This window comes from Acinetobacter sp. 797_lipA, assembly GCF_058243025.1.
This window is the reverse complement of sequence record NZ_JBZAYQ010000001.1, coordinates 1,975,802-2,001,164: the sequence shown is the minus strand read 5'-3', so window position 1 is coordinate 2,001,164 and position 25,363 is coordinate 1,975,802. Positions and strand designations below refer to the sequence as shown.

The 25,363-nt window shown below is 42.3% G+C and carries 21 protein-coding genes and 1 pseudogene; 17 read left to right on the top strand and 5 right to left on the bottom strand.

Going from position 1 to position 25,363, the window contains the following annotated elements:
- Positions 1-21: 21 nt before the first annotated feature.
- The 11 genes from AC4CU2_RS09745 to AC4CU2_RS09695 all read left to right on the top strand — a co-directional run bounded on the left by AC4CU2_RS09745 (position 22) and on the right by AC4CU2_RS09695 (position 13,063).
- Positions 22-300 carry a DUF2845 domain-containing protein gene (locus AC4CU2_RS09745; RefSeq protein WP_171304145.1) on the top strand — a complete coding sequence of 93 codons (279 nt, stop codon included), beginning with the start codon at positions 22-24 and terminating at the stop codon, positions 298-300.
- Between the two features lie 458 nt (positions 301-758).
- Positions 759-3,392 carry a tape measure protein gene (locus tag AC4CU2_RS09740; protein WP_490768735.1) on the top strand — a complete coding sequence of 878 codons (2,634 nt, stop codon included), beginning with the start codon at positions 759-761 and terminating at the stop codon, positions 3,390-3,392.
- Positions 3,392-3,805 (top strand): hypothetical protein, encoded by a 414-nt coding sequence (locus AC4CU2_RS09735; RefSeq protein WP_490768734.1) that lies wholly within the window; start codon positions 3,392-3,394, stop codon positions 3,803-3,805. The genes AC4CU2_RS09740 and AC4CU2_RS09735 overlap by 1 nt, the downstream gene beginning before the upstream one ends.
- A complete protein-coding gene (locus tag AC4CU2_RS09730; RefSeq protein WP_490768733.1) occupies positions 3,795-7,406 on the top strand; it encodes a hypothetical protein in 3,612 nt (1,203 codons plus the stop codon). Before AC4CU2_RS09735 ends, AC4CU2_RS09730 begins: the two co-directional genes overlap by 11 nt.
- Positions 7,407-7,458: 52 nt before the next feature.
- A complete protein-coding gene (locus tag AC4CU2_RS09725) occupies positions 7,459-8,682 on the top strand; it encodes a hypothetical protein (protein ID WP_490768732.1) in 1,224 nt (407 codons plus the stop codon).
- Positions 8,672-9,028 carry a hypothetical protein gene (locus AC4CU2_RS09720; RefSeq protein WP_078425809.1) on the top strand — a complete coding sequence of 119 codons (357 nt, stop codon included), beginning with the start codon at positions 8,672-8,674 and terminating at the stop codon, positions 9,026-9,028. The genes AC4CU2_RS09725 and AC4CU2_RS09720 overlap by 11 nt, the downstream gene beginning before the upstream one ends.
- The gene (locus AC4CU2_RS09715) at positions 9,025-9,417 is read left to right on the top strand and encodes a hypothetical protein (protein WP_490768731.1); all 393 of its coding nucleotides are present in this window, start codon (positions 9,025-9,027) and stop codon (positions 9,415-9,417) included. The genes AC4CU2_RS09720 and AC4CU2_RS09715 overlap by 4 nt, the downstream gene beginning before the upstream one ends.
- Before the next feature lie 13 nt (positions 9,418-9,430).
- Positions 9,431-11,440: a hypothetical protein gene (locus AC4CU2_RS09710; protein ID WP_490768730.1), complete on the top strand. Its 2,010-nt coding sequence runs from the start codon at positions 9,431-9,433 to the stop codon at positions 11,438-11,440.
- Positions 11,433-11,663: a hypothetical protein gene (locus AC4CU2_RS09705; RefSeq protein WP_490768729.1), complete on the top strand. Its 231-nt coding sequence runs from the start codon at positions 11,433-11,435 to the stop codon at positions 11,661-11,663. Before AC4CU2_RS09710 ends, AC4CU2_RS09705 begins: the two co-directional genes overlap by 8 nt.
- 78 nt (positions 11,664-11,741) lie before the next feature.
- On the top strand, positions 11,742-12,299 hold the full coding sequence (locus AC4CU2_RS09700) for a coiled-coil domain-containing protein (RefSeq protein ID WP_490768728.1): 558 nt from the start codon (positions 11,742-11,744) through the stop codon (positions 12,297-12,299).
- 248 nt (positions 12,300-12,547) lie between these two features.
- Complete coding sequence (locus tag AC4CU2_RS09695) at positions 12,548-13,063, top strand: glycoside hydrolase family 108 protein (RefSeq protein ID WP_490769226.1); 516 nt, start codon at positions 12,548-12,550, stop codon at positions 13,061-13,063.
- 573 nt (positions 13,064-13,636) lie between these two features.
- On the opposite strand, the gene AC4CU2_RS09690 is transcribed toward AC4CU2_RS09695, so the two are convergent.
- A complete protein-coding gene (locus tag AC4CU2_RS09690; RefSeq protein ID WP_234951019.1) occupies positions 13,637-14,569 on the bottom strand; it encodes an IS5-like element ISAha1 family transposase in 933 nt (310 codons plus the stop codon).
- 574 nt (positions 14,570-15,143) lie between these two features.
- Positions 15,144-15,895: pseudogene (locus AC4CU2_RS09685) on the bottom strand (IS5 family transposase).
- A 125-nt stretch (positions 15,896-16,020) separates the two neighbouring features.
- Here AC4CU2_RS09685 and AC4CU2_RS09680 point away from each other — a divergent pair.
- Positions 16,021-16,254 (top strand): hypothetical protein, encoded by a 234-nt coding sequence (locus AC4CU2_RS09680; protein ID WP_339400846.1) that lies wholly within the window; start codon positions 16,021-16,023, stop codon positions 16,252-16,254.
- Positions 16,255-16,728: 474 nt separating this feature from the next.
- Positions 16,729-17,661 carry an IS5-like element ISAha1 family transposase gene (locus AC4CU2_RS09675; RefSeq protein WP_234951019.1) on the top strand — a complete coding sequence of 311 codons (933 nt, stop codon included), beginning with the start codon at positions 16,729-16,731 and terminating at the stop codon, positions 17,659-17,661.
- A gap of 117 nt (positions 17,662-17,778) precedes the next feature.
- On the opposite strand, the gene AC4CU2_RS09670 is transcribed toward AC4CU2_RS09675, so the two are convergent.
- Together AC4CU2_RS09670 and AC4CU2_RS09665 are read right to left on the bottom strand one after the other, a co-directional pair.
- Complete coding sequence (locus tag AC4CU2_RS09670) at positions 17,779-18,294, bottom strand: chromate transporter (protein WP_183174450.1); 516 nt, start codon at positions 18,292-18,294, stop codon at positions 17,779-17,781.
- Positions 18,291-18,866 (bottom strand): chromate transporter, encoded by a 576-nt coding sequence (locus AC4CU2_RS09665; protein ID WP_490768727.1) that lies wholly within the window; start codon positions 18,864-18,866, stop codon positions 18,291-18,293. The genes AC4CU2_RS09670 and AC4CU2_RS09665 overlap by 4 nt, the downstream gene beginning before the upstream one ends.
- A 108-nt stretch (positions 18,867-18,974) precedes the next feature.
- On the opposite strand from AC4CU2_RS09665, the gene AC4CU2_RS09660 reads away from it, so the two are divergent.
- Together AC4CU2_RS09660 and AC4CU2_RS09655 are read left to right on the top strand one after the other, a co-directional pair.
- Complete coding sequence (locus AC4CU2_RS09660) at positions 18,975-19,859, top strand: LysR family transcriptional regulator (protein ID WP_490768726.1); 885 nt, start codon at positions 18,975-18,977, stop codon at positions 19,857-19,859.
- A 153-nt stretch (positions 19,860-20,012) separates the two neighbouring features.
- Complete coding sequence (locus AC4CU2_RS09655; RefSeq protein WP_490768725.1) at positions 20,013-21,767, top strand: amidohydrolase; 1,755 nt, start codon at positions 20,013-20,015, stop codon at positions 21,765-21,767.
- On the opposite strand, the gene AC4CU2_RS09650 is transcribed toward AC4CU2_RS09655, so the two are convergent.
- Positions 21,758-22,393, bottom strand: coding sequence for a TetR/AcrR family transcriptional regulator (locus AC4CU2_RS09650; RefSeq protein WP_178896313.1), 636 nt, complete (start codon positions 22,391-22,393; stop codon positions 21,758-21,760). The genes AC4CU2_RS09655 and AC4CU2_RS09650 overlap by 10 nt on opposite strands.
- Positions 22,394-22,503: 110 nt before the next feature.
- On the opposite strand from AC4CU2_RS09650, the gene AC4CU2_RS09645 reads away from it, so the two are divergent.
- Together AC4CU2_RS09645 and AC4CU2_RS09640 are read left to right on the top strand one after the other, a co-directional pair.
- Positions 22,504-23,526 (top strand): HlyD family secretion protein, encoded by a 1,023-nt coding sequence (locus tag AC4CU2_RS09645; protein ID WP_286407603.1) that lies wholly within the window; start codon positions 22,504-22,506, stop codon positions 23,524-23,526.
- A gap of 17 nt (positions 23,527-23,543) precedes the next feature.
- The gene (locus AC4CU2_RS09640; protein WP_490768724.1) at positions 23,544-25,355 is read left to right on the top strand and encodes an ATP-binding cassette domain-containing protein; all 1,812 of its coding nucleotides are present in this window, start codon (positions 23,544-23,546) and stop codon (positions 25,353-25,355) included.
- The last annotated feature ends 8 nt before the right edge of the window (positions 25,356-25,363 follow it).

Genomic DNA, 25,363 nt, shown 5'->3' with positions numbered 1-25,363 from the left:
ATTATAACGAGGGGTAAATTCATGAAAAAATTATTAATTACAGCTGCTTTGATGTCTGTTTTTACATTAGCAAATGCAAATTTAGCAGGGGCAAGCATTAACGGTAAGCAAGTTCGCAAAGGTCAAAGCTATGGTGAAGTCGTTGCAGCCGCAGGCCAACCAACATCGCATTATGACTACGTTAAAAACGTAGGTGGTAAAGACGTTTCAGTGCGTGAATTGACTTATAACAGCAATAGCAAAACATTTGTCGTTGTGATTGAAGATGGCAAAGTTACTACGATTCGTAGCGGGCGTTGAGAGGAATACTGAAATGGCAACTAAAGTAGCTCAACAAATGATGTTTTGTAAGTCGTGCGGAAAGCAGACTCTGCATCAAAAAAATATTAAAGAAATGAGTTGGTTGATGCATCTAGTCTTAACAATCTTTACCGCAGGAATTTGGTTAATGATATGGGTCTTTATACTTCTATGGCATATGATTGCTAAACCAGCATCCGCAGTAGCAAATCGGTGGGTTTGTTCACAATGTGGTAGGTAATCAAAAAAGCACCCTGGGGTGCTTTTTTACTCTTTCGTCCAATTTTTGCAAAGCAATTAATAATTTATCGCTTTCAACATCTTTCTATGTAGTGAATCGTAAGATACAAAAATAAAGGTTTAAGATTATTACAGACCCGCCATTGAGTGGGTTTTTTTATTCCTAGATTTAGCCCACTTATGTGGGCTTTTTTATGTCTAAAAATTAAGGGAAAAACATGGCTGGGAATTTAGACTTTCGATTAAATCTGCTTGCAAACACTACTGGCTTGCAACAGGGCATAAATGGCGCAAGGTTTGCTGTGAATGCATTGGTTGCAGCAATGGCAGCAGTGGGTGTTGGTGTTACTGTGAGTGGATTGGCGACTACTGCTGACTCATACACCAACCTTTCGACACGCATTAATATTGCAACTAGAGAGGGTGGCGATTTCACATCAGCAATGGCTGGTGTGCACCAAGTTGCTTTAATGACAAACTCTAGCCTTGATGCTACAGGCAGTTTGTTTACGCGCTTGAATGCTGTTGGTAAAGACATGGGGATGACCCAGCAACAAGCATTAAATTTAACCAAAACGGTTACACAAGCTATTCAGATTGGTGGTGGATCAGCCCAAGCAAGTGAAGCAGCAGTGCAGCAATTCATTCAAGCAATGCAAGGTGGAGTTCTTCGCGGGGAAGAGTTTAACTCGATCATGGAGAATGGCTTTGGTGTTGCAGAGGCTCTAGCTAGAGGCTTGGGTGTTACTACTGGCGAACTTCGTAAAATGGCTGAAGCTGGCGAACTATCAGCTGAGCGAGTGGCAAAAGCCCTGCAAAGCCAAGCCGGTGAGGTTCAAAAGACTTACGATCAATTTCCGACCACTATTACCAATGCCCTTCAAAAGATTGCAACTTCTTGGCAAATCCTTATTGGTGAAATGGATCAATCTAATGGTGCAAGTGCAACTGTTGCTGATTGGTTAGTCACTATCGCAGACAATATGGATATTGTTGAAAGCTTATTAAATGATATTGGGAAAGGATTTATTTGGGTTGGTGACCAATTTAAGAGAATTGATACAACTACGATTATTGCCTTAAAAACAGCCCTAACAAGTATTTATGAAGCAATCAAAACACTAGGTGAAACCTTGGGTGAGGCTTTTGTCATCACTCTTGATGTCCTAAATGATGTACTAAGCGGCCTATATGATTTCAATAACGGAATTGATGAGGCAAGTTCTAAAACGAATGGCTTCACCAAGGTTATACAAGCTTTCAATGTTGCCATTGGTTTTGTTAGTGATGGGTTTAAAGGAATTCAAATTGCTGCAAATCTATTCGTTGGAATTATTTATGATTTGGCAGCCGCTTGGGTGCAGCTAGTTTCAAAGTTCACATGGGGTGATGTTAAGCAGCAAGCTATTGCTGATATGGATGCAATGGCGACTAAGGCTCAGGAGTACTATAAGAAAGCTTCGGATGGTGCTTTAGAGTTTAAATCCAAAGGTGTGCAAGCTCTTGATGAGATCGGTAAAACCCAAGATCAGAAAAATGCAGAAAGTCTGGCTCAATCTAAGGCAACCTTGGACCAAATGCTTGCTAATCAGCAGTCCGAGTTGAATGGCAAGAAAGTCACCGAAGATGAAAAGTTAAAGGCTGTTACGGCTTATGCTGAAGCTGCTATTGCTGCGAATAAAGGCGTCATGGATGGCATGATGCAGGCTGATCTAATAGCAAAAGGCTATATGGTCACCACGGATCAAGCTGGAAAAGTTTCAGTACAAGCGTTCAACCAAGTCACTGATAGTGTGAATAACACTGGTAAAGCACTCGTCCAAGCACGTAAAGGTGCTGAGGCTTTGGGTGTTGATCTTGATATTGCCCTCAATCGTGTTTCCGAAAAATTTGCTGCTAACCAAGTTCACTTAACCAATTACGCTAATGGCCTTGATGAATTGGGTTTAAAGGGGGAGCAAGCTGCTAATGCACTGTATATGGGGTGGGAGAAATGGTTAGCATCAGCAAAGTCTGAAGTTGAGATAGAGGCTGCTAAAGCCAAGCTTCAATCGTTTGGTGAACAAGGGAAGTTATCAACATCACAAGTTGAGATGGGAATGCAGGCTGTAAAACGCGCCGTGCAAGAAATTCCCGATAGCCTATCACCAGTCGAAGCAGCTTTTGAGCGGTTAGGGATTAAAACCAAAGAGCAACTTAAACTTGCAGCAGATCTCGCCTTGAATGACTTCAATACCATTTTAAAAAGTGGTGAGGCTACTCAAGATGCTCTGCAACAAGCATATGAGGAAACCATTCGTTTAGCTTATGCCTCGGGCGATGCTCAAGTCATTGCTGCTGCGAATGCCAAGGCCGCTTATTTAGGGCTTGAGGTTCAACTGGATGCTACTGGCAAAGCCACCGTTTCTAAACTTGGTGAGATCCAGCAAGCCGCTGTTGCTACTCAGCGTACTGTCAGTCAAGTTAGCCAAGCGACTTCACGAGATCAGCCTGAGATCAGTGCTGAGCAAAAGGCTACAAACGATCATTGGGATGACTTCAAAGCCAAGATGAAAGCGCGCACAGATGAGCTGAATGCCAAATCACAAGCGCGTGGTACAGGTGGTGGTAATGCTTCATTACTGTCGAATGGTGGAGATTCAACTCAACAAATTTCCGCCGTGCCGGATGCTCCACTTATTGCGACTAGTCTTGATATTCAACCAATGGAAGGTATGGAGACAAAGCAAAGCGTGGAAATCAAAATTGATATGGGTACGGGGCAGACAGCGACAGTATCAGCGGCACCCGATCAAGCCACAGCTCTTGAGGAAATGATGCGAGAACTCGAAGCAATTAAAGGAAGATCGTAATGCGATTAACACGAAAGTCGACCGGAGAAACCATCCAACTTGAGGATGGTTTTTTTTGGTCTGATGAAAACTGGTCTGTGATTGAACAGAACCAAGAATTTGCCATCAGTGGTGCCTTGATTATTCAAGAGGGCCGCAAGAAAGCAGGTCGACCAATCACATTACAGCCAGCCAATAAAACTAAAGGTTGGATCAAACTGAGCGAACTGAACACGCTTCGTTTATGGCAGAACCTGCAAGAGCAATTCACGCTTCAGTTTGAATGGCCACATGACCAGCGTGTGTTTAATGTGATTTGGAATCATAAAGACGGTGCACTGGAAAGCTCTACTGTTAAAGGCACTCCAGCAACATCACTTGATACTTATTTTAACGTCACTATGCGATTCATTGAGGTAAGCGATGCCAATTGAAACCAAAAATTTAAAGCTCCTTGAGTCAGAACGCATTCGTACAGATGCTGATGATGGTGGAGGAAAGTACTCAGGCCGTGAAATTGTCGACGGTCAAAGTAATAATCTGTTCAATGATATTTCTGAGATGGATCGCACCACAGGTCGTACTTCTATCCAAAAGATTTATGCTGCAGTGGATACAGCCGATACCGATGCATTGATGGGGGCGACGGTATTCATCTCGCAGAATGCCCAAGATCCCAATGTCTCCGCCGTGTTATTCAGTACAGATAGCTGGACGGATGAGCGTACTAGCGCTCAAAACCGAATTGAAAACTACTTGGCCAAGGGTGCACAGATTGCCGGCACACCTTTAGATACGCATTGGAAAGGCATGAAGTCACTACAAGTGGCCATGTTTCCTCAGGAAGCAGAGTCATCGATTGGTAAGTCGATAGTATTGATCTCAAATGAAGGCAAAGCCTTAGAAATTGAGCAATTCCTACGGATTACTGAAGTATCAACACGAACAGCAATTATGATGGTTGACGGCAAACAGGTGGAATATAAGATTGCCACTTATGGCCTGAGTGATGCATTAAAAGCCGATTTTGTGGGGCTATCTGCAAAGCAATGGTATAGCGGTGAAAAGAGTACCACCATCATCCGTGACACTATTGTGGCGGATACGGGAAAGTATTACTCCAGCGCTAATCTTCAAGAGGCTGCACAAGTCGGTGATTATTCGGTGGTTGCCAAGGATGTGTATACGCAGTTGGTACCCTCTGCACAGACTGAAACCCCTATGGTGAATATCAATGCTGCAGGTGACTCTGTGGCGTTTGTTAAAGCTAAAGATGGGGTGCTGTCCAAGACTTTTAGCAATGTCACCATTAATACTGTGTCGAGCTTATATCTCGGCTCGTCTGTCATGCCAAAATCAGTTGAGTTTACTTTATTTGGTTCGGCGGTTATCGACGTCGGCGGTGAGCTTAAAAATGCCGCTGGTACATCCATTGGCACCATCAATTATCAAAATGGATCTATGGTTTGGAATGCAAGTGCGGGGACAGGGACCACTAATTTAACGATTAATTTTATGCCGGCGGCTGCGGTGACTGCACCAGTTGAGTCTGATCTGATTTATGTCAATCAGGAGAACATCGGTTTTAACTGGATCCGTAACTTGGTTCCGTTGCCATCACCGGGCAGTTTGCAAGTCTCATACTTGGTTCAGAATCAGGTCTACACGCTTCGAGACAATGGTGCAGGCCAATTACGCGGTGCTGATTCATCCTTTGGTTCAGGCAGTATCGATTACGATACGGGTACCATGTCATTAACAACAGGTGAGCTCGCCGATGTCGGCAGTGCAATCTTGATCACGTGGAGCAATATGATCACGGCTCAGGAGCGTTCAGGATTAACAATTAACAAAGCCTATGTTGAGATTCCCGTAAACGATTCGATTGTGGCAGGTACTTTAACTGTTGGTTGGTTGTTGAATGGCGTCGCTAAGACAGCAACCGATAACGGCCAAGGGCAATTCACAGGGGATGCCACAGGTACGATTGATTATGCAGATGGTGTTGCCAAGCTGATGCCGACCTTATTACCTAATGGTGGTACCACGTTCAATGTATCAGGTCAGAAAGGGGCTAAGTCTTCAATTCAAGTGACTGCAGTACCGACCAATGGCAGCATCTCAATTGAATTGGACAATGGATCTGCTGCATTGATTCCTAAGTCTGTGAAGGTGCGTGTACCCGTCAAGTATATGGGCTATTCAGGTGAGGTTGAACTGCGCGATATGCCGATTGATGCCACCACAGGGCGTTTAATCAATGGTGCAGGTCAGCAGCAAGGCACCATTAACTATTCGTCTCGTAGCATGAGTATCACCCCAAGCACCACACTTGAAGCGATCGAACGCGAGAAGATTATGCGCCCTTACTATGGAACGCATAATACGTCTCAGGAGGCAATTGCGGCAGGCATGCTGGGGATGACCATTAAGTATGAAAATACCAGTGAGACCCATACTTTAAGCCTGAATGAAGTGGCGACTGCGGTGATAGTGAGTGTCTCGTATCGTGATAGTTCAGCAGCTCAATCATGGTCGGATACCCTCATTGGTTCTATGCTAAAAACGGATTTAACCGAAGGCTTTGCAGAGCAGATTCTTGCAGGTTCGGTTCGCTTTACACTGGCTGATTCAACCTATGTCGATAAGCTCGGATCGCTTTATCGCAATCCATCGGTGACCACAGGTGCAGGAACGGTGGCAGGTCAGATCCACTATGGGAATGGAGCCGTAGAGCTATCTGCTTGGGATGTAGGTGCGGCGAATAATCCAACCTTAGAGACATTGGTGACACAACTGGAAAGTGTAAAAACCAACCAAGTGTCATATCGCGCACCGATGATACCTATTCGAGCGCAGTCCTTAACTTTGTCAGCAACCAAGGTAGAAGGTGGTGTTTTGAATATTATGCCAGCGGGATCTGGTGTGATTAATACAGCGGAGTGCGATGGTTTCTTTAACTTTGAACAAGGCTATGGCCAGTTTGTTTTTCGTGAAAAGATTGAAGTGACTTCTACTAACCGTGCTGAAATTATGGCGCAGGATTGGTATGTAGCTGAGCTGGAATATACCAAAGACACCAAGCAGTGGATTCACAAGCCCATTATGGTGCTGCCTGAAACCATCAAATACAGCGCAGTCGGTTATAGCTATATTCCGATTGATGCTGAGTTGCTGGGCCTATCTGCAGTCCGTTTGCCGATTGATGGACGAGTCCCGATTTTCCGATCGGGTGAAATTGGGATTGTGAGTGCAAGTAAGTCGCAGGAATTACCTGATTATATTGCTGGCCAAACTTATCCATTGAATGATGCACGGATCTCCTGGTGTGAACTTGAAGATGCCGATGGGATTAAAATTCCATTTGATATGTATGTGGTTGATTATGACTACGGCAAAGTGACTTTAAACGGTGATTTTGCCTTAGGTAATTTAACTGGACCTATCTCAGCCAGGTACCGCTATCAGGACATGGGTTTAGTGCGTGATGTCAAAATCAATGGCCAAGTGACTTTCACTAAGCCTCTGACGCACAACTATGATCCAGCTCATACCATCGTCGGTTCAGCACTGGTGATTGGTGATATGCAAGCGCGTTATACACGTAAGTTTGTACAGGCGACGTGGGACAGCCTTTGGAAAGATGAGGCGGTGGGCGCTTCCATCTCAGCCAACTACAACGACACTCTGTACCCGATTGATGTTACTAATAAGGGCAACATTCAAGAGCGCTGGGCGATTGTCTTTACCTCTAATGATGCTTTCCGAATCATTGGTGAAAGCTCTGGCCAGATCGGAACTGGAGTGCGTACTGAAGATTGCTCCCCAATCAATCCAGTCACTAATGCACCTTATTTCACTATTAAAAAGGAAGGTTGGGGCAATGGTTGGGCAAGTGGCAACGTACTGCGTTTTAACACCATTGCAGCGAATCATCCGATTTGGGTAATACGCACCGTGAAGCAGTCAGAACCAACAGTGCTGTCTGACTCTTTCCAAATCATGCTACGCGGTGATATTGACCGAGTGGCTTAACTTTCAATTCAAATATGACCGCTTCGGCGGTCTTTTTTATGGGTAAAACATAATGGCAATGAAGCAAACACAGACCAAGATGTTTGATTTTGCAGATGTAGGTTTGGACTTTTGTCCAGGTTCTAAAAATCTGTTTCCTGATCGCTTTAAGAAAATGCTGTCACAAGGCTATAACGAACAGACTGTGGCCAGTGTTTCGGTGACTGGTAATCAAGTAACACTGAACTACGGTGTGTCCCATGGTTATGCTGCAGATCGGGTGCTTAAGATCAATTCAGGGCCATTGACTGCAATTAATAGCGGCGAGTTTTGGATTGATGCAGTCACCGCAACTTCACTCACTATGACCATTGATGCTGCTCCATCTGAAGTTGCAGGTGGATTTACCACAAAAATTGCTTCGATGGGTTATGCACTAGTTTATGAACAATTAAATATTCAAGTCTATAAATTTAAATCGCTAGATGAATCGGATCTCTTTTTAAGACTGTGTTTTCAAAACCAATCTGCTAGACGTAACTGTATTAGTCCTTGTGTAGGAAAATCATATGATCCTGTAACTGGCATTATCACAGACCCCAATGCGTTAGGAGAAAATAAAGAAATTCTCACGCCGGGAGATGGTTTTAAATGGGATTTGCAACAAGCTGCAAATGCAACCTTTAACAATTACAGCTATACACAAGGTTTTTCAAATTTTAGAAAAGCCCTAACTATTGGCAGTGCATATCATTTTGTGATGCTTACAAGTACAGCAAACACGACAGGATATGGTTGCATAGCTGCTATCTTGCCTACAAATACATTTAACTATAATGCAATCAAATACCCAGTTGTTATTGGAAGTTCATATGGCAGCATTACTGGTGCGTCGAATGGAAATATGCTTGCTTCAGCGAAGGCATATTTGGGAGCAGTACAGGTATTATTTCATAGCGTGCCAGTAAACAACCCACCATATTCATATATCGATTATCGAAAACAAGCATTAAGCTCATTTCTTCCATCCAACCTAGATTCTTTCAACACAACTACGGCTGAGACAATGCGTGTGTATGCACAAGGTAACGGGCAAATTCTTGGTTGTTTGTATGGTGCCTATAAAGTTAAATTGGGCATAGATATTCCAGCAATGAACTCAAGTCAATCTCCAAGTGAGACAGCAGATATTGATTTAAGTCATAAAATCATATTGCACTATATTAGTGATGCAGGCTCACCTGATTATGCCGTGTTTTATGCGTTTCCTATCGAGGAAATAAAAATTGCGAATTAAAATCTTTAGAATGTTTTTAGGTGGATATACAGCCAACCAACAAAAGTTGGAAGCTATGGGATATGTAGTGGGATCATTTTCAAAACAGATTATGGTCATACTTAACAATAATCAGGGCTTTGGAGTGGTCAAGGGAACAACAAAAAAGCTCGGTCAAAACTACTCACCTGTGCCTGTATGTTGTTTTAAGCGAAGTACTCGGCAGTTGCTTTGGGAAACAGTTTCAAAGCCTGATGGCACTTATTCGTTTCGGAACATTGCCGTAGGGCTGGAGTGCTTTGTGGTGGCCTTTGATCCCAATGGGCAATATAACGCAGTCATCTCTGACAAACTGGTGGCCAAATGATTCAACCCTCCTTAAAAGCCAGTCTTGCGCAACTCCAAGCACTGGCCACTTACCTTGATCAAGGAAGCTCAAATGCTTCCTTTATTTTTTATGATGATACGAAACCTGCTTCGGTCTCAGTAGCTGCCAATAATGCTGCAAAACTAGTGATCCTAACTTTGCCAAAGCCTTGCTTAAAGACTATGCATGCTGACCACATTGAGCTCAATCAAACAGATGCAGCAGTAGTAACTAAAGATGGCATCGCAACATGGGCACGCTTACTCAATGGTGCAGGAGAGCCTGTTGCAGACTTTACTGTGGGTGCCAACATTACAATTGCTAATCCAGAATTAAAGGCGGGTGGCACCTTGATGATGAACTCATTGATCCTCAAACCATCTACATAAAAGAGGTGGACATGTGGCGAACTATATTCCACCTGATGCACATCATGTAAATCTTAATTTTAAAGACATTGCGACAGGATCTGCCGATCTTAACTTTGGTGCGGATGAGCAAAACCTTGCATCACTTGACGCAACAATTGATACATCATTTTTGGCTTTGTTTCAGGCACTGAGTTTTGATTTCAATGCACTTGAAGTAGAAATTGAGGTTTCATTTCAAGCTGAGTTTCATGCTGTATCAGGGCAAGCTGCACAGCTTGAAGCCACTATCAATACAGGATTTATCCCTGAGCTGAATGTGGTGGGGATTAATGCATATTGCTCCCTTGATGCGGAGATCAATACGTCATTCAATCCTGCCTTTGATGCCTTGTTCGATATTAATCATCAATTGGGTGTTGAGCTGAGATTCAGTGCTGTGTTTGAACACGCAATCACACAGCTTGGTTTAACGGAAATACCATGGTCGAAACCAGTACTCAGGGTGTCAAATGACACCTTTTTTTACGATCGTGGATTGGTGGTGAACCATGGCAGTGACATTGGCTTTGAGCGTGGGCAGACTTTATCTGAATCCATCCATGCGGCGTTTGAACAAGGCTTAAAGCTTAGCCATAACCAAAGTGTGCGCTGGCAAGAAAATCTGAAGATTCGTATTGCGCGTGATTTGTATTTTGATGAGCCGATCAAGCTTCGATTGAACCGTGAACTGACTCATCAGGAGATGATCCGTAAACGCCGCAACATCTCATTTTCACATCATGTCGCGCACGTTTTTGAAAAGCGTTTTAGCTTTGATTGGGATAAAGGCTTAGAGCTGGTCACACAGGACGAAATTCCTTGGGATAAAGCCAAATCTATTCATTATCGCAAGCATCCCGTTCAGCCATGGCCAGAGCCTGAAATTCCTCAGTATGAAGGGACGGGCGATCTTGAATTTGTTTGCTTGTGTGTTGAACCGGATGCACACAATGTTGAACTCAACTTTGGTGCAGATGATTGCATTCCTGGCATACCGAATCGTAATTGGTGGTACATATTGAATAGTTTATCTGTGACACGCCTAGACAATGGTCTAACGATTGAAGTCTATGACGGGAATTATAGTACCGATCGCAGTTGCTGGTGTTGGTCCTATAGTTTAACGGTACCAGCATCCCAGATTGGCAAACTTGAACCCATCAATGGCCAACCTGTGATTTTAAAAATTATCGTGAATGGTACCGAGCATCAAATGCTGCTTGAGAACCGACGACGTTCTCGTAAGTTTGCGCAAGACACCTATACCTTAATTGGTCGCAGTCAAACCGCACTGCTTGCCGCACCGACTGCGCCATTACGTTCATTCTTACAAGAGAACGATCGAACCTCCGTCCAGTTGTGCCAAGCAGAGTTAGATCGCGTGTTCAGCAATACGGTACTGAATTGGCAGTTGATCGATGCACTGGGCTGGATCGTTGAGCGTGAGTGCTTAAGTTATTCCAATTTAGCGCCAATCGATGCCATTAAAATGGTGGTTGAAAGTGGTGGTGGGTTTATTTATAGCGAAAAGAGTAGCAATACGCTAACCATTAAACCGCTGTATAAAAAGGCCTTTTGGGATGTGCTATCGATCGCTGAACATGATCGCTTGTTGCCTGAGTCTGTGGTAGTGAGTCAATCAACGGATTATCAGATCTATCCTGATTACAACGGCATCACGCTGACCAATGATCGAAAGGCATTAGTCGCTCAAGTGAAACGCACAGGAACTAGTGCAAATACCTTACTTCAGCCTGAAAACAATCCATTGTTCAACCATGTCAGCATGGGGGCGTATGGCAAAGCCAAACTTGCCAAAGCCGGCATGGTCGAAACCCATACCTGCAGCATGCCGATTTCACCTGAAGTGGGTGAATGTGTACCAGGAGAGGTGTTGGCCTTTAATGCTGAATGGTGGGGCATTGTAGATAGCGTAAGCGTCTCGTTTAGTCATGCTGTGGTCAATCAGACCGTGAAAGTGGAGCGTGTCAATCGTGAGTAATGCATTACAGCGTTTAATTGATTTGCTTCCTACGGCTGCAGAGTTTGTAGGAACGATTACCAGTGTGGACCATCCCAACTACAAAGTGTTGGTAATAGGTGGATCAGGCTTAAATCTGGTCACCAGCTCAACCCGCTATAACTTAGGAGCATCCGTATTCGTATCTGATGGTGAGATCAAACGACTCGCACCATTGAGTGAAGTGATTCAAATCGAAGTTTAAGTTTTTAAAAAGTATATGGCGCTCTGAGAAACACTGTTTCGCAAGGCGCTTTTTTATTGCCAGAAATTAGGGGGCGCAATGCCAAATGACTACTCATCTGATCCACCAGTAGCGACTGCAGGGCAGCTTCTTGCCATCTCAGACAAGATTAATGACATATCCAAAAACATGGATAAGTTAGCTGAAATGCCCCAAAAGCTCGACCGTATGAATATGCAGTTGGAGCAGCTCAATAAGGAGCATCAACAGACACGAAATGACTTAACTCAGACTCGTGACAATCTGCAAGAAGATTTAGACCGAGCAAAGTCAAACTTCAAAAGTGAGATTAAGCAAGTCCGAAATGAGATTGATCCGAAGTTTAAAGAAATGGATATGCAGATTAGGGTACTACATGAAAGTAAAACCAAGATTGATAACACCACAAGTCTTGTGCGCTTTGGCGGCATCTTCTTGGCAGGCTTATTTGTTGTCGCTTGGAATACTCAGACGAGCAAAACAGATACGGTAAACACTCAAGCCACAACCAACGCTCAAAGTATTCAGGTTCTTGAAAAACAATCTGATCAGCTTTTAAGAACAGTTGAAGAAATCCGAAACAAACTTTATGAGCGAAATATGAGAGAGGAAAAATGAAAGTCATTCCTGAAAACGCGCTGAAATATACCAGCGTCAAATGGCCCCTAATTGGGGCTTTTTTATTGGGTGTAATTCCTGTTTTATTGCAGGAGGGTATTAACACACAGCTTATCCCGACCGAATACCATTCACTGATTTTAACTATTGTTTTGCCTGCGCTGGCGTATTTCGGCAAAAAGAAATATCAACCTGAACTACATCCCGAGCCGACTATTTTAGGCTTTGCAAAACTGCCAGTGGATTCAATCACTTTTGATGAAGCATTCCGAAGGTTAATTGGTCATGAAGGTGGCTATAGTACAGATCGGCGCGATCCTGGCAACTGGACTGGTGGCAAGGTTGGAGTAGGCATATTAAAAGGCACCAAGTACGGCATCGCTGCAAACACCTACCCCAATTTGGATATTAAAAATCTTACGATTGCTCAAGCCAAGGAAATCTACAAAAAAGACTGGTGGGATAAATTAGGCGGTAATGGTCTACATTCCGCTATCACGTTCCAGTTGTGGGATTTCGCAATTAATGCAGGAAAGAAGCGGGCAGTAATAGAGCTGCAACAAGCGGTAGGTGTAACTGCTGACGGTATCATTGGTCCTAAAACCATGGAAGCCGTGAATGCTCAAGACCTAAATGACGTGATTCTAACTTTGACTGCTGAGCGGTTAAGGTTTTATACATCACTTTCAACATGGTCGACATACGGCAAAGGCTGGACTAATCGTGTAGCGGATAATTTGAAATATGCTGCTCAAGATAATTAATCTTTTATTGCTGTGCATCCTCTTATCGGGTTGCACAGCACATTCGATTTCGACAAAAGTGCATGTCACCGTTTGTGTGCAGTGTGTGAATTAAAAAAGCCCTCTAAATGTGTCTTTGTTGCCGTGTTTTCATTTTTACACACTCACTTTTTTATTTCAAAATAGATGTTATAATCAGCGTACACAAGAATTCAAAGGCTTGTGGATAAAGTCACGTTTAGACCAAGATTATCCCATATTAAAATAAGCTATTGTTTTTTCTATAAAGATACTACGTTGACATCGTAGAGGTCTCCAGTTCGAGTCTGGATATACCTACCAAAATTCGTTGAAATATCAACATATTAAAGTCCACTTAAAAAGTGGGCTTTTTGTTTTCGGGGAATGGCGTAATTCCCCAATGTGGAAAACTCGCCCATTTAAACTTAAAAACGATGACTAACGGTAACTAAATCAATAACTAGTTGGGCATCTATTCTTTTTTCATCATAAACTATTAAAAAATCCCAATATATCTGAATGGCTTTGTTGCACAAACATTCAAAAGCTAAACTTCTTCCAAGTTATCTAAATTTAAGTGGCAACTTGGGTGTGAGGTCGGCCTAAATCTGTAAATTTATTTAATACGGCCACACGTGCATGAATCTCATTGACTTGGCTTTGAAAGTTTCTCGCACGGAGTTTATCGCCTAATAATTTGATGCAATGCATCTTAGTTTCAACCAAACTTCGCCGATGATAGCCTGACCAATTTTTCCATATTGTTCTTCCTAAACGTTTAACTGTTCGAAGTAATTCATTTCGCTCTAGCGAGCTGGTCTTTGTATCTTTACAAGGTTTCGCATTTTTTCTTGGCGGAATCACCGCATGTGCTTGTCGGTCTGCAATTACTTGACGGCATTGCTTGGTGTCATAAGCCCCATCAGTATAGACAGAGTCAATCTGCTCATCTTGTGGAATCTGATCGAGTAAATCACCAAGCACTTGTGAATCACTCACATTATTTGTAGTGAGTTGAATAGCGCGTATTTGAAGGGTTTCAGCATCTATACCAATATGAAGTTTACGCCATTGGCGACGATATTCAGGTTGGTGTTTCTTACGCTTCCATTCACCTTCGCCTAGAAACTTTAAGCCAGTAGAATCGACGAGTAGCTGGAGACCATTACTGCTTTTTTGATAGTTAATTGCAATATCAATATGCTTTTGTCTTCTGCAGATGGTGGAATAGTCTGGTGCTGTCCAATCTAATCTACAAAGATGAATGAGACTTTGCACAAAGCCAGTGACCATGCGTAAAGAAAGACGAAATAAGGATTTGATCATTAAACAGCATTGGATGGCTGTATCTGAATAAGTTTGATTTCGACCATGTTTACCTTTGGGTTGAGCGTACCATTGCGTCTTGGGATCAAACCAAATTGAGAGATTTCCTCGATTTATTAATGCACTGTTATAAGAAGACCAATTGGTTGTACGATAGATTTTAGGTGTGGGCTTATTCATTTGAGAATTATATTGTGGAATAAGCCTTTAGAGATAGGTTTGTGCAACAAAGCCATTTCTGATGGGCTTTTTTAATACCTCAATTTCTTAAAGTTTTATATTAATCCAAACTTACATAGTATTACCAATAGTTACAAGACAATTCACATAAATCCGACTAGAATGCTCGGTATTAGCTTCTCCATGAATAGTTAATATCAGTTTTCTGCCTGCACCTTCCCCAAGGTGCAGGTTTTTTTCCCTAAATATTCGATGCACATGGATATTAACTGAGAGTGATATTGAATGTTTCAATTATTGAAATGCTTATTCGGACTACATGGCGTAGTGGAAATTCATCATTGTAAAGATGGTGAGTTAGAGGTTTGCCGAGATTGCCTTAAAGTAAAAGATATTAAGTAAATAGATGAACGTCTTATGACAAATGAAACCCCACTCAATATGGCCTATTGGTGGGGTTTTTAATGGTGGATTAACTTTATTCGTAATAGTATTGATGCCTAAATAATGCTCAATTAATCCATTTAGCTAAATAAATAGCCACCTTTGATTAAGAATTAGGGTCTGTTGAGAATTACCGAGAGTTAATTAAACTCGCGCACAATTGAATCATGGCTTCAAAACTCGTATCTGTTTTACAACTACGCATCGCTATACGTTTAAATTCTTTTAACTTACAGAAATAGTTTTCAATGAGATGACGCCATTTATACATAATCGTATCAAATGCTCTCATTACTTTTCGATTAGATTTAGGTGGGATCACCACTTTCACTTTACGTTCATTGAGTTCTTGGATGAGCCAATCTGCATCAAATGCTTTATCAGCCAGTAATGCTTGAAAATCAACATCTTCAATTAAAGGTTTGGTTTCTACTAAATCGTGATATTGACCAGGCATTAATCGAAATTTAATAAGGTTGCCTAGACTATCCACTAAGACAAGAATTTTACAGGTCATTCCACCTCGAGATTTACCTATAGACTGTTTGAAAGTCCCCCTTTTGCACCTTGCCCATGTCGATGAACTTTAACAATCGTTCCATCAATCATGGCGTATTCCAAATCAACATCTTCATTTACAGATGCAAAAATAGTTTCAAATACACCAGCTTTCACCCAATCACGGTATCTTTTAAAGACGGTATTCCATTTACCAAAATGAGGAGGTAGATCACGCCATGGACTGCCTGTACGGGCAATCCATAGGACTGCTTCTAAAAATAATCGATTATCTTTTCCACTACGACCTCGATCGGTCACTTTACCTAGGCAAAAAGGTTCCATTTTTGCCCATTGGGCATCAGTAAGTATGTATCTATCCATAGTACTATTATAAATTAATCAGTAGCCTTTGTTAATTCTCAACAAGCCCTAGTATTTAAGGTGTGTATGAATTAAAAATTCTCATATGTTAAAGTTGGTCTGACCATTAATGTGAGGCTTAACTTATGGGAGTATCAACACCTATGTGTGTTAAGGCTATATATTTAGAGCAACAAATAAAGGTAGGTATTTTTGAAGTCAGTAACCCATTTAACTTTGAAGTACAAACAAGATATTTGGAGGTTGGTGCTTTGGAATATATTAAAGGCCATTTCAAAGATTCCAATGTTGAAATTACGATAGTTAATGAAAAGGGTCGGACTAAATTTAGAGCTGAATTGAAAGGACTTTATTTTTAATTATTAAGACAATTTCTCTTTGTATTTTGTGATGTAAAACACAAAATATAGTAATTTAATGTAATATTCCGCAAATTGAATTTGTGTAATTGTCTATATACTACACTTCTGGACTATAAGCTGTAGTCAACCTCCTATGCTAAGGAGGTTTTTTTTTTAATAGAGAAAAGTCATGATCAAATTATTGAGATGTTTAATTGGTTTTCACGGCACGCCTGAAATCGATTATACGATTGATGGTGATGAAATCTTAGTCTGTCGAGAGTGCCTAAAAGGAATTAAAAGAACTTGTCATTGATCAGGTGAATTTTATTTCTAAGGAATAGGACACATAAATATTTAGTTTTGATAAGCACATAACTTTTTATGTAACCATGAATTACAATATTTACTAAATAGATATTTTAATTAACTTTTATAGGCTTTGTTGCACAAACCTATCTCTAAAGGCTTATTCCACAATATAATTCTCAAATGAATAAGCCCACACCTAAAATCTATCGTACAACCAATTGGTCTTCTTATAACAGTGCATTAATAAATCGAGGAAATCTCTCAATTTGGTTTGATCCCAAGACGCAATGGTACGCTCAACCCAAAGGTAAACATGGTCGAAATCAAACTTATTCAGATACAGCCATCCAATGCTGTTTAATGATCAAATCCTTATTTCGTCTTTCTTTACGCATGGTCACTGGCTTTGTGCAAAGTCTCATTCATCTTTGTAGATTAGATTGGACAGCACCAGACTATTCCACCATCTGCAGAAGACAAAAGCATATTGATATTGCAATTAACTATCAAAAAAGCAGTAATGGTCTCCAGCTACTCGTCGATTCTACTGGCTTAAAGTTTCTAGGCGAAGGTGAATGGAAGCGTAAGAAACACCAACCTGAATATCGTCGCCAATGGCGTAAACTTCATATTGGTATAGATGCTGAAACCCTTCAAATACGCGCTATTCAACTCACTACAAATAATGTGAGTGATTCACAAGTGCTTGGTGATTTACTCGATCAGATTCCACAAGATGAGCAGATTGACTCTGTCTATACTGATGGGGCTTATGACACCAAGCAATGCCGTCAAGTAATTGCAGACCGACAAGCACATGCGGTGATTCCGCCAAGAAAAAATGCGAAACCTTGTAAAGATACAAAGACCAGCTCGCTAGAGCGAAATGAATTACTTCGAACAGTTAAACGTTTAGGAAGAACAATATGGAAAAATTGGTCAGGCTATCATCGGCGAAGTTTGGTTGAAACTAAGATGCATTGCATCAAATTATTAGGCGATAAACTCCGTGCGAGAAACTTTCAAAGCCAAGTCAATGAGATTCATGCACGTGTGGCCGTATTAAATAAATTTACAGATTTAGGCCGACCTCACACCCAAGTTGCCACTTAAATTTAGATAACTTGGAAGAAGTTTAGCTTTTGAATGTTTGTGCAACAAAGCCATTTGAAAGTAACGGTGAAACAGAAAGTATGTGTTATTGGATACTGATTATAATAAACAGACTGTTTATAAAAAAAGTGCGCCTGACATTGCTCCAAAGAGCATGACCCATAGTGGATGAATTTTTTTCACTAAGCTTAACCCCGTTGCCACGATAACGATCGCGATAAGTAACCAGTTCTGAGCAGATGCTGCGGCAATAATATAGGCACTGACCAAAACCAAGCCGACAGTAATTGGTTTCAGTGCTTTTTCAAACATGCTACGTAGCGGATGATCCTTAAACTGATTCCAAAACTTGAGTGCAAATACAGTCAGTATAGAAGAGGGCCCAAACTTTGCCAATGAAGTCACGAACAGTCCAGCAGGTCCAGCCACATGCCAACCGACCAGTGGCACAATCATCATATTGGGGCCCGGAGCCGCTTGAGCCATGGCAAACATGGTGCTGAACTCTGTGGCAGTAAGCCAACGATGCACTTCAACCACTTGATGCTGCATTTCTGGCAAAATGGCATTGCCACCACCAAAGGCCAGTATAGAAAGCTGGGTAAAAACGATAGCTAAGGTGAGTAAAATCATGCGTTTTTTCCTCTTTTTTTCAAGCTTAAGACTGCGACATTGATGCTCACTAAGATCAGTAACGTTAATGCCAAGGGAATCTTAATGATCAGCATAAAGACAATGGTCAGCGCAATGGTAAAGATCGTGAGGTAACTTTTCAGAATGGGTTTCAGCATTTTTAGCCCCATCGCAAATAGTAAACCTGCTGCTGCCGCTGCCAGTCCCTGTATCATGTGCTGAATCACGGGGATACTTTGAAATTGGCTATAGAGCTGATACAGTAAAATCACAATCACCGTCGGTGCAAAAATTAACCCGAGAACGGCACTAATCGCACCTTTAACCCCCTGAAACTCATAACCAATGGCAACGGCCATATTAATGATGTTTCCTCCAGGGAGGATTTGACAGACACCCAATAAGTGCGTGAACTCTTCCGTGTTGAGCCATTTTTGGTCTTCTACAACCATTTGATGTGCAAGTGGCAATACGCCACCAAAGCCCATGAGTCCCAGCTTCATAAAGCCTGCAAATAATTCCCGTGAAGTTGGATGGGTTATTTGTTCAGCAGGGAGCACTTCAGGGTTCATGTCTTTCGCCTTTTGTGGAATGTGCCTAGTATGAACCTGTAGAGATATGTTGAAAAATGCTATTTTTGACGTTATATATACTGAAAAAGTATGTTTAATAGGGCAGACATGATCGATATCCATAAACTCAGAGCATTTGTTGCAGTGGTAGAAGAAAGTAATATTTCGCATGCAGCTGTTCGTTTGAATATGCAACAACCACCGTTGACACGGATTATCAAAAGCTTGGAAGAAGAGTTGAATACTCAACTGCTAAAGCGTTTGCCGCGTGGTGTTGAGGTGACAGAAGCGGGCAAGGTTTTATACAAAGAAGCCCTTGCGATATTGGCGCATGCACAGTTAATTCCTAAACGTGTGCAGGATATTTCTTTGGGGGTCGAAGGTCAGATTAATATTGGCTTTACCAACTCGGTTGGCTTACATCCTTTTTTACCTACCTTGCTGCGTAACTTTCGGGAAACTTTTCCACGTGTTTCAATCCATCTGGAAGAAGATGGCAGTAGCTCGCTGATAGATTCCATTAGTAATGAAAAAAATGACATTGTGTTCTTACGTAAACCCGCACCCATTGGCCTTGGTTTAACCAGTCTACATGTATTAGATGAACCACTCATTGTGGCTTTACCCAACAATCATCCTTTGGCTGAACAAGCCGAACCGATTCACTTGCTGGATCTTGAACCGCATGATTTTGTGTTATACCGACGTTTAGCTGGACAAGATTTATTCGATAATATTTTGGCCAGTTGTTACCAAGCTGGATTTAGTCCCAAAATTGTACAAGAAGCGCCACGTTTAACTTCAAGCTTAAACTTGATTGCTGCGGGGATTGGTTTATCCATCGTACCTGAGGCCATCCGTGACTTTTGGAATAAGCAGATTGTTTATAAAATGCTCAAGGCCAATAACCCTTGCATTGCGCCGATTTATGCAGTGTATAAAGAAAATATAGACAATGTCCGTTTGCAACACATCTTAAAGTTATTGCAATAATCTGTTGAATATTGAGCACCTTATTCTGCCTGACAAGAGCCGGCTTAAAGTGCTAAGGTAGAGTGATGATGTGTTGTATTTAAAGTTTTATACCTATAACGAATGCTCGTACGGAGCAAAATATAATATTTAGCAATATGAGGTGTTTAACCCATGCTTTTTAATAAGGTTTCTTTTGCACTCACGGCTCTACTTTCTTCCACTGTGGTAATGATGAGTGGTTGTGCAACCAGTCTGTCTAGCACCACTTCAAACACACAACAACAGTCGCAAAATGCCTTATTGGTCTATGGTGGCCCCATTTTAACCATGCAAGGCATGCAGCCCAGCTATGTCGATGCCATGTTAATTCAAGATGGAAAGATCCGTTATACAGGCACATTGTCTGAGGCTGAAAAGCTTGCGCCACAGGCGAAACGCTTAAACTTGAATAACAAGACCGTCATCCCTGGCATCATCGATGCCCATAGTCATTTAAACTCTGTCGGTATGCAGCAAACTGTGGCAAATTTATATCTGCCGCCAGATGGCAAGGTGGTGAGTATTGCCACACTTATCCAAGAAATGAAGGCGTGGGCGAAGCAAAATCCAACCTTTGTCCAAGCCACTTCTGGCTGGATTATTGGCAATGGTTATGATGATGCCCAGCTACAAGAGAAAGCTCATCCAACAGCCACAGATTTAGATCAGATTTCAACGACTCAACCTGTACTGATTTTGCATCAGTCTGGACATTTGGCCTCTGTGAATCACAAAGCGCTAGAGTTGTTAGGCATTAATGAAAAAAGTAGCAACCCCAGTGGTGGTGTGATTCGACGAGTAGTCGGGACAAATATTCCAAATGGTGTACTGGAAGAAAGTGTTGTGATTGAAGCCATGCTACAGGCGCTTAAAATGGTCCCACCTGAAATGATGCAGCAGATGGCGTTGACTGCGGTACAGACCTATATGAAAAATGGTTACACCACGGTACAAGAAGGACGAGCTGATCGTGGTACTTCAGAACTTTGGCGCAGTTTGGCTAATCAAAACAAATTAGCGATTGATGTCGTCTCTTATCCTGATATCAGTTCAGAACAGGCATATATGCTTGAAAAAGGAGTAAGCAAAAACTATGTCAATCACTTTAGAATTGGTGGCGTGAAAATTAGCTTAGATGGTTCACCCCAAGGTAAAACAGCATGGTTAACTGAACCCTATGTGGTTCCGCCTGAAGGGAAAGATAAGAACTATCGTGGCTATCCTGCATTTCCAGAGCAAAAAACAGTCCAGCACATGCTTGATTTGGCTTTTCAACAACATTGGCCCATTTTGGCACATGCCAATGGTGATGCCGCGATTGATCAATACCTCAATGTGATTGCCAATGCACAAAAGAAATATGATGCCTCACAGCGACGAGATGTGATTATTCATGCGCAAACTATGCGAGAGGATCAACTGGATCGGGCGAAACAGCTTCATTTGATTCCCTCATTTTTTTCTTTGCATACCTACTACTGGGGCGACTGGCATGTAGCACAAACCTTAGGTGAAAAGCGTGCTGAACACATCTCACCGACGGGTTCAGCTTTAAGAAAAGGCATGATTTTCACCGAGCATCATGATGCTCCTGTTATCCCACCGAAAAGCATGATGGTGCTGGATGCAACCGTTAATCGCATCACGCGAACAGGCAAAGTTTTGGGTGAGGCACAAAAAGTCAGCCCGTATATCGCACTTAAAACGATGACGGACTGGGCTGCATATCAGTATTTCGAAGAAGACATCAAAGGCACATTAAGTACTGGGAAATACGGTGACTTTGTAGTTTTAAGTGACAATCCAATCACAATTGATCCGTCTAAGATCAAAGACATCAAAGTTCTTGCAACCTATAAGCAAGGACAGTTGGTTTATCAAAGATAAAGTTGTTTAGCGGCTTGTAAACCTGCGACTGAAAAGGTCATGAGATGTTTGACCAAAAGCGCAGGTTCAAGCTTGGAGACATTTTTAACTGGGCTTGGACCATTTGCATCTGCCAAAATCAGCATCATACAGGGTGCAACTGTGCTGAGTACACAAGGCAAAAGTGCAGGGTGATTTTCATCAATACCTGAAACTTGGCTAATAATTTTTTTGACCAAAAGAAACTTTCGCGCACCATCATTTTGCATAAACGTGTATAGGTGGGTGGTCGGTGAAAAAAGTTCACGAACAAACACTTTGCTATGCCAGACATCGGTTTCAACCAGTTTGCCGATTAGGCTTTCAAAAAAAGCTTCTAGTTTTTCAGTGGGCGTTTTAGAGCTGTTAAGTAAGGTCAAGAGTTCTTGTTCATCAATATAATGCGTATGTGCTTCGGCAAGTACGGCACGATATAAGCCATCACGACCATCGAAGTGATAGTTAATGGCAGCCAAATCGACTTCGGCCAGCTTGGCAATTGCTTTACTCGTGGTTTTTGCAAAACCATCCTGAGCAATTAGGCGGCCAGCAGCATCCAAAATTTTCGATTTGGTTAAATCACCATCACTACGTCCAGCTCTAGACATTATTTACTCTGCATCAAAATTTAGACTTGAAGTATATCTTTCTTAATTGAATTGTTATAGTTTAAATTAAATTTAAACTTGTATTAAAACTAAGCGAAGGTTTGGTGTACATGAACAAAAGTAAGTTCATACTGTTGGTTGGGGTGTTGCTCATTGCAGTAGCGGCTGCATTGTTGTGGTTCAGTCGAGACAAAGCCGATCCCGATCATCTGGTGTTATATGGCAATGTCGATATTCGACAAGTCTCGCTGGCATTTGAAACGGCTGGACGTATTCAAAGATTGGCTGTTCAAGAAGGTGATCGCGTTCAAAAAGGTCAGGTTCTTGCCGAACTAAATACCGAATCGCTGACTATACAAGCACAGCAAGCCCAAGCACAGCTACACGTTCAACAGCAAACCTTAAATGAGCAAGCTGCGGGCAATCGACCTGAAGAGATTACCCAAGCGAAAGCGAAAGTGCAGTCTGCCCAAGCCCAGTTTGAAAATGCCGATAAACAATACCAACGTTTAAATGTCTTAAATCGGAGTACTGCGGGTCAAGCGGTGAGTAAGCAAGAGGTTGATGCTGCAAAAAGCAATATGAAAATGGCAGAAGCGGCTGTAGGTGAAACCAAAGCCAACCTAGAGCTACTTTTGAAAGGTGCGCGCACAGAAGATCGTGAAGCGGCTAAAGCACAATATGAATCGACCAAGGCCAATCTTGATTTGATTGATTACCAAATTACTCAAAGTAAGTTGCTGGCGCCTGTGAATGGTGTAATTCGTGCACGTTTACAAGAAGTTGGCGACATGACGACTTCAAACAAGTCCGTCTATACCATTGCCCTGATCCATCCTAAATGGGTGCGTGTTTATGCCAGTGAAACGGATCTTGGATATATCAACATGGGCGCAGCAGCACAAGTCATTCGTGACTCACAACCGAATCAGCCCATCACAGGAAAAATTGGTTATATCTCATCTGTCGCAGAATTTACCCCGAAAACGGTACAGACCGAAGATATTCGCACAACTTTGGTTTATGAAGTCCGTATTTATGTCGATGACCCGAATGACCAGTTGAAAATGGGACAACCTGTGACGGTGCACATAGCCAAATCATCGCGTCCAACTGCCACGAACAATCCTTAGGGCAGGGGAGTATGTCGATGTCAGTAGAGAGCATTGTAATTGCCACGGATTTAAACAAAACCTTTAAAGCAGAACAAAAAGGTTTAGATGATGTGCAGGCTTTGCAAGGCATAAATATGCAGATCAAAACAGGAAAACTGACGGCTTTGGTCGGGCCTGATGGTGCTGGTAAAACCACATTTTTAAGATTGATCGCAGGTTTATATAAGCCAACCACTGGAAGCTTAAAAGTCTTAGGAATGGATGTCGCCAAAGATCCACAATCTGTGCAAGATCGTATCAGCTACATGCCGCAAAAGTTTGGTTTGTACGAAGACCTCAGTATTCAAGAAAATTTAGACTTGTATGCGGATTTGCATGGCGTGCCAATGGACGTTCGCAAGGAACGTTTTGCACGTTTGCTCAAGATTACCGACTTGGCGCGCTTTACTGAACGTCCCGCAGGAAAACTCTCTGGAGGCATGAAGCAGAAGTTAGGTTTGGCCTGCACTTTAGTCCGTTCACCTGAACTATTGCTGTTGGATGAGCCAAGTGTCGGTGTCGATCCACTCTCACGCCGTGATTTGTGGATCATCATTGAACAGTTGGTGAGGGAGGAGAACTTAAGTGTCATCCTCAGTACTGCGTATATGGATGAAGCTGAACGCTGTCATCAGGTTTATGTCATGTTGGATGGGCAAGTCTTAAAGCAAGGTACACCCGATGAACTGACGGCTCAGGCACAGGGACAAACATGGCAAGTAAAACCCAGTCCCAACATGAAGGCACGGGTATTACAAGCACATTTACTTGATCATCAACATTATATTGCCGATGCAGTTCCCAAAGGCAATGTAGTGCGTTTTATTACTCGAACTGAAAGCCCATCACTCCCAGCAGATCTTTTGCCCAAAGGCGTTGTTGCGGAACAGAGGCCAGCAGAGTTGGAAGATGCATTTATGTTGCTTTTACATGAGGCGAAGCATACTCAAAAAACGGTATTGGCGCAGGAAAATTTAGCTTTAGACCCTTCAATAACTTTGATCGAAAACTCTGATCCACCACAAGTGAAAACAGAGCAGAATGTAAAACAGCAGCTCGAAAAACCTGTGATTGTGGTGAAGGATTTGGTACGCATCTTTGGTGATTTTACCGCCGTGGCCAGTACCTCGTTTGATGTATCTCGAGGCGAAATTTTTGGTTTACTTGGCCCTAATGGTGCAGGTAAGACCACAACGTTTCGTATGCTTTGTGGTTTGCTGCCCGCCAGCAGTGGTGTGTTGGAAGTGGCAGGCATGAATTTGCGCACAGCTCGTGCTCAGGCAAGGGCAAAAATTGGTTATGTATCGCAGAAGTTTGCCCTGTATGGCAATTTGAGTGTACTGGATAACTTAAATTTTTTTGGTGGCGCTTATGGCTTATCGGGCAAACAGTTAAAGCAGCAAATTGATAAAGCGTTGCTTCAGTTTGAACTTAAGCCACATGCTAAAAGTGCTGATCTACCAAATGGTTTTAAACAGCGTTTGTCGATGGCAGCAGCACTGTTACATCAGCCTGAAATTGTATTTTTAGATGAACCGACCAGTGGTATTGATCCGTTAGCAAGGCGCTCTTTTTGGTACACCATTGGGGAGCTGGCAAATCAAGGCATGACCATTATTGTGACCACACACTTTATGGAAGAAGCTGAATATTGTGATCGGATTGCGATTCAAGATGCAGGGAAATTGTTGGCGATTGGCACACCTCAACAGATTCGTGGGATGGCGCAGTTAGAGGGTGTAAACGATATGAATAGCGCTTTTATTGCCATCGTTGAACAGTCCCGTGCGGACATACAGGCTCACTGAGGAGCGTC